Below are 10,692 nucleotides of genomic sequence, written 5' to 3' on the forward strand. Positions count from 1 at the left end.
ATCCTCAAGCGCCCGCCCACCCAGGCCCCGACCACCGCCGACCAACTCCGCCTCCGCCCCACCGACCTGGTCACCCTGGGCGTAGCCCGCGGCGTGGTGACTCCGGCCCCTCCGTCACCGTGACCCGGCCGCTCCGGCGTCGGCGCTAGCGGACCCGTACCCGCTCCGGCAGGTGGACGTCGACGTGGTACAGGCGGGTCGTCTGCTGGGGGAGTTCGTTGTCGTCGCTGACCAGGAGCAGGCGCAGGCGGCGCGTGCCCTCGTGGTCCGTGACGACCATGCCTTCGACGTTGTCGACCAGCGGGTGGTTCTGCGGGAGTTTCGACGGGGCGCCCAGGTTCGGGCAGGAGTCGAGGTCGCCCAGGAGGGTCTTGCGGGCGGGGCGGAGGGCCGGGTCCGGGATCAGGGTGTCCACCCGGGTGGTGTCGGTGGCGCCCAGGGGGTCGGCCACGTACAGACGGACCGTGATGCGGAATGTCGCGTCGAAGCCGCGCTCCAGGACGATCAGCCGGCCGTCGCGGGTGGGGGCGAGTTCGACCAGGCCGTGGCCGGCGTCGACCGGGTAGGCGTACTGGCGGCCGAGCCGGAACGTGCCGTCCCGGCCGCGTTCCCAGGTCTGGATGCGCTGGAGGGTGCGGCCCTCGGCGTCCGTGCCGTCGCCGGCCAGCGGGCCTTCGAGGCCCGCGACGAGCGTGCGACCGCCGGGCAGCAGGGTCAGCGACTCGAAGGTCTGGTTCTTCACGGCCCGCCCCACGGGGGCGATCCGGAACGCGGGCGGCACCGGCAGGGTGTCCAGCACCCGGCCGGTGCGGTCGTGCCGGCGGATCGCCGGGGTGTTCTCGTCCGTGACCAGGTACGTGCCGTCACGGTCGACGACCACGCCCTCGGAGTCGAGCGGCGCCCCGGCCCCGTCGGTCAGCGGCAGGACGCCGGTGGCGCGGGCCGTGGGGACGGCGCCGCGGCCCACCTGGAGGGTGAACAGCGCAGAGCGGTCGGAGACTGCGACCACCGTGCCGTGCCGGTCGACGGACAGCGCGGACAGGCCCCCGACCAGGCGGCCGCCGACGGTCGTCTTGTCGAGCGAGTCCGAGTAGCCGGCCACCGACAGGGCCGGGGAGCAGGCGTGGGCGTCCCGGGCGGGCGCCGCCGCACCGGCGGGCTGGGCGAGGGCACCGCAGAGCGCGGCGGTGACCGTGGTGGTGGCTGCGAGCGTACGCAGGCGCATGGGCGGGCTTCCTCCAGGAACAGGCGGACGGTGGACGCGTCCGGCCGACAAACGTCCGAACAGTCGTATGACGGTTCGAAAGATCCTGGAAGCCGCGTGACATGACGCTCACACAAGCGTCAACTTCCGTTGGGATACCGTCCGGTTGTCGGGGTCGACGCCGTGACCGGCGGACACCTGGCGATGCCGGCGGAACGTCTGCGGGTGTCTGCGGGTGTCTGCGGCCGTCCGCCGACGTCTGCCGACGGGCCGGGGCTCGCGGGCGTCCCGGCCCTGCCTACGCCCCCGCAGCCCGGCTCACGCCTCCGGCTTGCGGGCGTCGTAGCGGGCGAAGCCGGGCCAGCGGGCGGTCAGCAGGGCCAGGGCGGCGACGCAGGCCAGGCCGCCGCCGGTGACGGCCGCGGTCGGGGAGGTGAGGTCGGCGGCGGTGCCGGCGAGGAAGTCACCGAGCCGGGGGCCGCCCGCCACCACGACGATGAACACGCCCTGGAGCCGGCCCCGCATCTCGTCGGGGGTGGCCGCCTGGAGCATGGTCGTGCGGAACACCATGGAGATGGTGTCGGCCCACCCGGCGAGGGCCAGGAAGAACAGCCCGAGCCAGAGGTTGCGCGTCAGGCCGAACACCGCGATGGCCAGCCCCCACGCGGCCACCGCCAGCAGGATCGCCAGCCCGTGCCGCCGGATCCGCCCCTGCCAGCCGGAGAACAGTCCGCCCAGCAGCGCGCCCACCGCGGGGGCCGCCACCAGCAGGCCCACGGTCCGGGCGTCGCCGCCGAACCAGAGCCCGGCGACGGCCGGGAACAGCGCCTTGGGCTGGGCCAGCACCATGGCGCACAGGTCGGAGAAGAAGGTCATCCGGACGTTGGGCCGGCTGCCCAGGAAGCGCAGGCCGTCCAGCACCGAGGCCCGCCCCCGCTTGCCCTCCTCCCGCTCCGGGCGCATCGAGGGCAGGCGCCACATCGCGTACAGGGCGGCGCTGAAGGCGACCGCGTCGATCAGGTACGCCGCCTGGTAGCCCCACCAGCCGGCGATCAGCCCGCCGGCCATCGGGCCCAGGGTGGCTCCCGAGGTCATGGTCAGCGACGTCAGCGCGTTGGCGGCGGGCAGCTGCTCGGGCGGCAGCAGTCGGGGGATCATCGCGGACCGGGCGGGCGAGTTCAGCGCCCCGCAGACGGACTGGAGGGCGACGACGGCGTACAGGAACCACACCCGGTGGTAGTCCAGCAGCGCGGCTGCGGCGAGCGCGACCGAGAGTGCGGCGGCCCCGGCGGAGCTGTACAGGCCGAGCTTGCGGCGGTCGACGGTGTCGGCGATGGCCCCGCCGTAGAGGCCGAAGGCGACCAGCGGGACGAGGGAGAAGAGGCCGACGAGACCGACGGAGAAGCTGGATCCGGTGATGTCGTAGACCTGGAGCGAGATCGCCAGGGCGGTCATCGCCTGGCCGATCCACGAGATCGTGTTGCCGCACCACAGCCGGCGGTAGTCGGGGGACGTCCGCAACGGGGTGAGGTCGGCGAGTACGCGCCGCCGCGGGCGTTCGTCGGGGGCGTCGTCGGACGGAGTCGGCGAGGTCGTGGCGGTCACAGCGGATGATAACCGGCCATGGATCACGAGCTCGAACATCTGTCTACATCTTCATGAGGTCGCACCAGCCGTCCCACCTGGACCGATGGCCCCGAGATCGGGTCGGCCGACCGCGAACACGCCACTTTCACCGGACATTTGACTGAATCGCCGTGCGCTCCCCCCTCCCGTTCCGCTCATGATGAAACCGACTCGTATGTCCAGGGAGGCGTAGTGATCGAACCTGGCAAAGGCACCGCGAGCAACAATCTCCGCACGCTCGGCACCCTGGGTCGGACCGGGACGGTCCCCCTCACCCTCGGCGTCGAGGAGGAGTTCCTCCTCGTCGACGCCCGCACGTTCCGGGTGGTCCCGGCCGCCCCCCACGTCCTGGCCACCGCCGGGGGCCAGCCGCACCAGCTGCATCCCGAGGGCACCCGCTACCAGGTGGAGATGGCCACTCCGGTCGCCGAGTCCGCCACCGGCCTGCGCGCGGAGATCGCCGCCCTGCGGCGCGCCCTCGCCCAGGCGGCCCGCGCCCACGGCTGCCGGCTGCTGGCGAGCCCCTCGCCCGTACTGACCGTGGACCAGCCGCTGCACCTGACCGACGACGAACCCCGCCAGCGCGAGCAGCACCGCCGCTTCGGCGCGCTCACCGACACCCTGGTCAGCTGCGGCCGGCACGTCCACGTCGGCACCCTCGACGTGGACACCGCGGTGGCCGTGTCCAACCGGGTCCGGCCCTGGCTGCCCACGCTGATCGCGCTGGCCGCCAACTCGCCGTTCTGGAACGGCCGCGACACCGGCCATGCCAGCTGGCGTGCCATGGCCTGGTCCACCTGGCCCTCCGCGGGCTTGCCCCCGCACTTCGGATCGACCGCCCACTACCGCCGGTCGGTGCAGATCCTGCTGGGCTCGGGGGCCGCCCTGGACACCAAGATGGTCTACTGGGACCTCCGCCCGTCCGGGCGCTGGCCCACGCTGGAGTTCCGGGCCCCGGACATGTCGGCGGACATCGACACCGCCGTGCTCCAGGCCGAACTGGTCCGCGCCCTGGTCGCCACCGCCCTGCGCGAGCTGGCCGAGCACCGCCCGGACCCGGCCGTACGGGAGGACGTCCTGCGCCTGGCGCGCTGGCGGGCCGCCCACGACGGCCTGGAGGGCTTCGGCCTGGACCCGTTCACGGGCGCGGAACTCCCCGCGGCCGACCTCGCCGAGGCGCTGCTCGACCTGGTGGCCCCGGAGCTGGCGGCGGCCGGTGACCTGGACCACGCGGCACAGGCCCTGTCGACCCTGCTCCGCGAGGGCTCGGGCGCCCACCGCCAACGCGCGGCCTACGCCCGCCGCCAGGACCTGGCCGACGTCGTACGCCACCTGGCGGACGAGACGGAGGCCCTGTGACGGGCCGCCGGGCCTGACCACCGGCCTGACCACCTCCCGGGCGACCCCCGGCCGTGACGGGCCTCACACCCCGCGGGACGCGTACGGAGCACACGTGGATGCCGTACGGAAAACACGAGTGCCCCGCCCGGAACCACCGGACGGGGCACCCCCAGGCCCTGCCGCAACGTTTCTGCGGACCGGCCCTTCACGGTGGGGCGGGTGGGACTCGAACCCACGGCCGACGGATTATGAGTCCGCTGCTCTAACCGGCTGAGCTACCGCCCCTAACGGCGCGTCGCGCACATTTGTGCGCGCCGTCTGCCGCAGCATAGCCGCTCATACGATCTCCTGCTCCGGATGCCTCGTGCGATCGGCTGCGCCTGCCCAGTGAGACCGTCCTGGGGGCTGCCCGGTTCCCTGAGGAGGCAAAAAAGAAGAGGACCCGCTCGGGGTCCTCTTCCGGTGGCTCCCCCGGCTGGACTCGAACCAGCAACCCTCCGGTTAACAGCCGAATGCTCTGCCAATTGAGCTACAGGGGATCGCGCTCCCCCGACTGGACTCGAACCAGTAACCTGCCGGTTAACAGCCGGCTGCTCTGCCAATTGAGCTACAGGGGATTGCTGCGTTGCACCGAACAGCCCCACCTCCGGCCTTGCCGGGGGGCGGGTGCCCGTTGCGAGACATAGATTAGCGCAAGCAGGGGGGTGCTCCGCCAATCGGTATCGACGCCAGGCCGGGCACCGACACAGCGAAGGGTGGCAGGCATGCGGTACAAGGTCACGTTCTTCGTCGGACTGGCCCTCGGGTACGTCCTCGGGACGGCCGCCGGGCGCGAGCGGTACGAGCAGCTCAAGAAGTCCGCCCGGGCCGTCGCGCAGAACCCGGCGGTGCGCAACGCCGTGGAGACGGCCGGACACACCGGGCGGGACGTCGCGGGCAAGGCCTTCGTGGCCGTCACCGACCGGGTCGAGCACGCGGCGCCGAACGGGTTCGGGCACCGGCTGCGGTCGCGGCGCGAGCGCGGCCAGGGTTCCGACGACGACTGGGGCACCAGCAACACCTAGATTCCCGCCGCGTGCGGCAGAATTCAGCCCATGGGGATAGTCGCCGGGCTGGACAGCTCTTCCACCTTCACTCGCATCGTCGTCTGCGACGCCGACACCGGTGCCGTGCTGCGCCAGGGCTACGCGCCCCATCCGCAGCCCGCGGGTGAGGTGAACCCCTACGAGACCGATCCACAGGCCTGGCTGCTCTCCCTCGGCGAGGCGGCCGGGGGCGGGATCCTGGAGGGCGTCCAGGCCATCGGCGTCTCCGCGCAGCAGCACGGTCTGCTGGCCCTGGACGCCCAGGGCGGGCTGGTCTGCCCGGCCCTCGTCGGCAACGACAAGCGCGGCCAGGTCGCGGCCGCCGACCTGGCCGACAAGCTCGGCGGGCGGCAGGCCTGGAGCGAGGCGGTCGGCAGCGTGCCGCAGTCCGCCCAGCCGATCGCCAAGCTGGCCTGGCTGGCCCGGACCGAGCCCGAGGCGGCCCGCCGGATCGCCATGATCATGTCCCCGCACGACTGGCTGGTCTGGCAGTTGCTGGGCCGGCCGGTGCGGCGCACCACCGACCGCGGCGGGGCCTCCGGCACCGGCTGGTGGTCGCCGGCGACCGGCTCGTACCGCATCGACCTGGTCGAGCTGGCCCTCGGCCACCGCGCGGTGCTCCCCGAGGTGCTCGGCCCGGCCGACGCCGCCGGCACCACCCCCGAGGGGCTGCTGATCTCCGCCGGCACCGGCGAGACCATGGCCGCCGCGCTCGGGCTCGGGCTCGGCCCGGGCGACGCGGTGGTGTCCCTGGGCGCGTCCGGTTCGGTGATGGCGGTGCACCACGAGGCGCTGTCCGAGCCGGGCGGCCTGATCACCTCGATGGCCGACGCCACCGGCATGCACCTGCCGGTGGTGAACGTCTCCAACGCCGTACGGGCCCTGCGCGGCACCGCCGATCTGCTCGGCACGGACCTGGAGGGGCTCAGCGACCTGGCGCTGAAGTCCACCCCCGGCGCCCACGGCCTGGTCCTGCTGCCGTACCTGGAGGGTGAGCGGACCCCGAACCTGCCGCACACCGCCGGCACCCTGTCCGGGCTGCGGCGGGACTCGATGAAGCCCGAGCACCTGGCGCGGGCGGCGTTCGAGGGCATGCTGTGCGGGCTGGCCGACGCCCTCGACGTGCTGCGCACCCGGGGTGTCGAGATCCGCCGGGTCTTCCTGCTCGGCGCCGCCGCCGAGCTGCCGGCCGTGACCGCGGCCGCGCCCGGGCTCTTCGGCACGCAGATCGTCGTCCCCGCGCCCGCGGACTACGCGGCGCTGGGCGCGGCCCGGCAGGCGGCGTGGGCACTCGGCGTGGCCCGGGGCACGCTCGCCCCGCACACCCCGCCGGTGTGGCCGGCGCCCGCGGCGCAGGTGTTCGAGCCGGGCGAGGACCTGCCGGCGTGGCAGGCGGTGCGCCAGCAGTACGTGACCACCCGCGAGCAGATCCACCCCGGCGCCTTCGCGGGCCCGGCCCCGGCCCCGGCGGCGTACCCGGCCGGGTACTGAGCCCACGGCGGGCGCGGCGGCAGCGGCGCACAGGGCGGGCGTAGGTCCCGGGCGGGACCGACGTCCGCCTTTTGACCTGCCTTTGCGAAAAACGGTGGGGATCGCAGGTCGGGTTGTCCGAAGATGGACCGAACCCCCGATCTTGCGACCCGGAGCCTACGCGTGCTCATACGACTTTTGCGGACGTCCTTGCGTCCGTACCGCAAACCCATCCTGCTGCTGGTCCTGCTGCAACTCCTGCAGACCAGCGCCTCCCTGTACCTGCCCACCCTGAACGCCGACATCATCGACCACGGCGTGGTCAACGGTGACACCGGCTACATCCTCGGCTTCGGCGGGCTGATGCTCGGCGTCTCGCTGGTCCAGCTCGTGTGCAACGTCGGCGCGGTCTACTACGGCGCCCGTACGTCCGCCGCGGTGGGCCGGGACCTGCGGGCCGCGGTGTTCGACCGGGTGCAGAGCTTCTCCGCCAGGGAGCTCGGGCAGTTCGGCGCACCGTCCCTGATCACCCGGACGACCAACGACGTGCAGCAGGTCCAGATGCTGGTGCTGCTGACCTTCACGCTGATGGTCTCGGCGCCGATCATGTGCGTCGGCGGCATCTTCATGGCGCTCTCGCTCGATGTGAAGCTCTCCGGTGTCCTGCTCGCCGTGGTGCCGGTGCTCGGCCTCTCGGTCGGCGCGATCGTGTGGCGCACGCGCCCGCTGTTCCGCCTGATGCAGGAGCGCCTCGACACGGTGAACCGGGTGCTGCGCGAGCAGATCACCGGCAACCGTGTGATCCGCGCCTTCGTCCGCGACGAGTACGAGCAGCAGCGCTTCGGGAGGGCCAACACCGACCTGACGGAGGTGTCGCTGTCGGCGGGCCGGCTGATGGCGCTGATGTTCCCGGCGGTCATCGTCGTGATCAACATGTCCAGCGTGGCCGTGATCTGGTTCGGCGCCATGCGGATCGACAGCAACGGCATGGAGATCGGCCAGCTGACGGCGTTCCTGGCCTATCTGATGCAGATCGTCATGGCCGTGATGATGGCCACCTTCATGTTCATGATGGTCCCGCGCGCCGAGGTCTGTGCCGAGCGCATCCAGGAGGTCCTGGACACCTCCTCCAGCGTGGTCCCGCCGGCCGAGCCGGTGCGCACCCTGGCCCGCCGCGGCGAGCTGGAGCTGCGCGGGGCGGACTTCCGCTACCCGGGCGCGGAGTCCCCGGTGCTGCGCGGGGTGGACCTGCTGGCCCGCCCCGGCGAGACCACCGCGGTGATCGGCTCGACCGGCAGCGGCAAGTCCACGCTGCTGGGGCTGGTGCCCCGGCTGTTCGATGCCACCAGCGGCGAGGTGCTGGTGGACGGCGAGGACGTGCGCCGGATCGACCAGGCGCTGCTGGCCCGTACGGTCGGCCTGGTACCGCAGAAGCCGTACCTGTTCTCCGGAACCGTCGCCTCCAACCTCCGCTACGGCCGCCCCGACGCGACCGACGAGGAGCTGTGGCGGGCCCTGGAGGTCGCCCAGGCCAAGGACTTCGTCTCGGCGCTGGAGGGCGGCCTGGACGCGCCCGTCACCCAGGGCGGGACGAACGTCTCCGGCGGTCAGCGCCAGCGCCTGGCGATAGCCCGCACGCTGGTGCAGCGCCCGGAGATCTACCTCTTCGACGATTCCTTCTCGGCGCTGGACTACGCGACCGACGCGGCGCTGCGCTCGGCGCTGTCCCGGGAGACCGAGGACGCGACCGTGGTGATCGTCGCCCAGCGGGTGTCGACCATCCGCGACGCCGACCGGATCATCGTCCTGGACGAGGGACAGGTGGTGGGCGTGGGCAGCCACCACGAGCTGATGGCCGGCAACGAGACCTACCGGGAGATCGTCCTCTCCCAGCTGACGGAGGCGGAGGCCGCATGAGCGGGCCCGGTGGACGGATGATGATGGGTCCGGGCCAGCAGTCCCTGGACTTCAAGGGTTCCGGCAAGCGGCTGCTGAAGCAGCTCGCCCAGGACAAGCTGCGGCTGTGGGGCATGGTCGTGGCCGTGTTCGGCAGCGTGGCCATGACGGTGATCGGCCCGAAGATCCTGGGCCGGGCGACCGACCTGGTCTTCGCGGGGATCGTCGGCCGGCAGATGCCGGAGGGGATCACCAAGGAGCAGGCGCTCGACGGGCTGCGGGCGCGGGGCGAGGACGGCATGGCGGACATGCTGTCCGGCACCGACTTCACGCCCGGCCAGGGCATCGACTTCGGCGCGGTCGGCACGGTGGCGCTGTGGGCGGTGGTGGTCTTCACCCTGGCCGGCCTGCTGATGCTGGTCGCGACCCGGCTGTCGAACGTCGTGATGAACGACACCCTGCTGCGGATGCGCGAGGAGCTCCAGGCCAAGCTGTCGCGGCTGCCGCTGTCGTACTTCGACCAGCAGAAGCGCGGCGAGGTGCTCAGCCGGGCCACGAACGACATCGACAACGTGGGGCAGACGCTCCAGCAGACGATGGGGCAGCTGCTGAACTCGCTGCTGACCATCGTCGGCGTGCTGGCGATGATGTTCTGGATCTCGCCGGTCCTGGCGCTGGTGGCGCTGGTGACCGTCCCGGTGTCGATCGTCCTGGCGACGAAGATCGGCAAGAAGTCGCAGCCGCAGTTCGTGGCGCAGTGGAAGACCACCGGCGCGCTGAACGCGCACATCGAGGAGATGTACTCCGGGCACACGCTGGTGAAGGTCTTCGGCCGGCAGCAGGAGTCGGCGGCGACCTTCGCCGAGCAGAACGACGCGCTGTTCCAGGCCTCGTTCAAGGCGCAGTTCGTCAGCGGTGTGATGCAGCCGGTGATGTTCTTCATGTCGAACATCAACTACGTGCTGGTGGCGGTCGTCGGCGGTCTCAAGGTGGCCTCGGGCACCCTGTCGATCGGTGACGTGCAGGCCTTCATCCAGTACTCGCGCCAGTTCTCGATGCCGCTGACGCAGGTCGCGTCGATGGCGAACCTGGTGCAGTCCGGCGTCGCCTCCGCCGAGCGGGTCTACGAGCTGCTGGACGCGCCCGAGCAGGAGCCGGACGCCGAGGTCCCCGAGCGCCCGGAGCGGCTGCGCGGTGCGGTCTCGCTGGAGAAGGTCTCGTTCCGCTACGCGCCGGACAAGCCGCTGATCGAGGACCTGTCGCTGTCGGTGCAGCCCGGTCAGACGGTGGCCATCGTCGGCCCGACCGGCGCGGGCAAGACCACGCTGGTCAACCTGCTGATGCGGTTCTACGAGGTGACCGGCGGCCGGATCACCCTCGACGGGGTGGACATCGCGAGGATGACCCGCGAGGACCTGCGGGCGGGCATCGGCATGGTGCTCCAGGACACCTGGCTGTTCGGCGGCACCATCGCGGAGAACATCGCGTACGGGGCCTCGCGGGAGGTGACCCGGGCCGAGATCGAGGCCGCGGCGAAGGCCGCGCACGCGGACCGGTTCGTCCGGACCCTGCCGGACGGTTACGACACCGTGCTGGACGACGAGGGCGCGGGCGTCAGCGCCGGCGAGAAGCAGTTGATCACCATCGCCCGGGCGTTCCTGTCCGACCCGGTGATCCTGGTGCTCGACGAGGCGACCAGCTCGGTGGACACCCGTACCGAGGTGCTCATCCAGAAGGCGATGGCGCGACTGGCGGCCGGCCGGACCTCGTTCGTGATCGCGCACCGGCTGTCCACGATCCGCGACGCCGACGTGATCCTGGTGATGGAGAACGGCTCGATCGTGGAGCAGGGCTCGCACGAGGAGCTGCTCGCGGCGGACGGGGCCTACGCCCGGTTGTACGCGGCGCAGTTCGCGCAGGCGGTGGCCGAGGTCGACTGACCGACCCGACGACGGCCCGCCGCCGTCGGCCGCTGCCGGGGTGCCCTCGTCCTCGTACGGGGGCACCCCTCGCGCGTTCCGGGGGCGGCGGGCGGCCCGGGGCGGCCGCCGCCCCCGGAACGCGCGAGGG

The 10,692-nt window shown here is 72.4% G+C and carries 7 protein-coding genes and 3 tRNA genes; 5 read left to right on the top strand and 5 right to left on the bottom strand.

The features are described from left to right. Nucleotides 1-145: 145 nt before the first annotated feature. Both EF918_RS26135 and EF918_RS26140 read right to left on the bottom strand, forming a co-directional pair. Nucleotides 146-1,225, bottom strand: a complete 1,080-nt coding sequence (locus EF918_RS26135; protein ID WP_125651125.1) for an esterase-like activity of phytase family protein — start codon at nt 1,223-1,225, stop codon at nt 146-148. Nucleotides 1,226-1,522: 297 nt separating this feature from the next. Beyond that, nucleotides 1,523-2,848, bottom strand: coding sequence for an MFS transporter (locus EF918_RS26140; RefSeq protein WP_125651127.1), 1,326 nt, complete (start codon nt 2,846-2,848; stop codon nt 1,523-1,525). Nucleotides 2,849-3,022: 174 nt separating this feature from the next. Between EF918_RS26140 and EF918_RS26145 the strand changes: the two genes are divergently transcribed. Continuing rightward, nucleotides 3,023-4,189 carry a glutamate--cysteine ligase gene (locus EF918_RS26145; RefSeq protein ID WP_185921924.1) on the top strand — a complete coding sequence of 389 codons (1,167 nt, stop codon included), beginning with the start codon at nt 3,023-3,025 and terminating at the stop codon, nt 4,187-4,189. A gap of 193 nt (nt 4,190-4,382) precedes the next feature. Here EF918_RS26145 and EF918_RS26150 read toward each other — a convergent pair. The 3 genes from EF918_RS26150 to EF918_RS26160 all read right to left on the bottom strand — a co-directional run bounded on the left by EF918_RS26150 (nt 4,383) and on the right by EF918_RS26160 (nt 4,788). Next, a tRNA-Ile gene (locus EF918_RS26150) sits at nt 4,383-4,456 on the bottom strand. A 178-nt stretch (nt 4,457-4,634) separates the two neighbouring features. Further along, nucleotides 4,635-4,710, bottom strand: a tRNA-Asn gene (locus EF918_RS26155). A 5-nt stretch (nt 4,711-4,715) separates the two neighbouring features. Beyond that, a tRNA-Asn gene (locus EF918_RS26160) sits at nt 4,716-4,788 on the bottom strand. A gap of 147 nt (nt 4,789-4,935) precedes the next feature. Between EF918_RS26160 and EF918_RS26165 the strand changes: the two genes are divergently transcribed. The 4 genes from EF918_RS26165 (at nt 4,936) to EF918_RS26180 (ending at nt 10,562) form a co-directional block, all read left to right on the top strand. Further along, the gene (locus tag EF918_RS26165; RefSeq protein ID WP_125651131.1) at nt 4,936-5,235 is read left to right on the top strand and encodes a YtxH domain-containing protein; all 300 of its coding nucleotides are present in this window, start codon (nt 4,936-4,938) and stop codon (nt 5,233-5,235) included. Nucleotides 5,236-5,265: 30 nt separating this feature from the next. Continuing rightward, entirely contained in the window at nt 5,266-6,747 is a 1,482-nt protein-coding gene (locus EF918_RS26170; RefSeq protein ID WP_125651133.1) for an FGGY family carbohydrate kinase, read from the top strand. 162 nt (nt 6,748-6,909) lie between these two features. Continuing rightward, on the top strand, nt 6,910-8,643 hold the full coding sequence (locus EF918_RS26175; protein WP_125651135.1) for an ABC transporter ATP-binding protein: 1,734 nt from the start codon (nt 6,910-6,912) through the stop codon (nt 8,641-8,643). Beyond that, nucleotides 8,640-10,562, top strand: a complete 1,923-nt coding sequence (locus tag EF918_RS26180; protein ID WP_125651137.1) for an ABC transporter ATP-binding protein — start codon at nt 8,640-8,642, stop codon at nt 10,560-10,562. Before EF918_RS26175 ends, EF918_RS26180 begins: the two co-directional genes overlap by 4 nt. The last annotated feature ends 130 nt before the right edge of the window (nt 10,563-10,692 follow it).

Origin of the sequence: Streptomyces sp. WAC06614 (genome assembly GCF_003949795.1) — a bacterium.
In the GTDB taxonomy this organism is placed as follows: Bacteria; Actinomycetota; Actinomycetes; order Streptomycetales; family Streptomycetaceae; genus Streptomyces.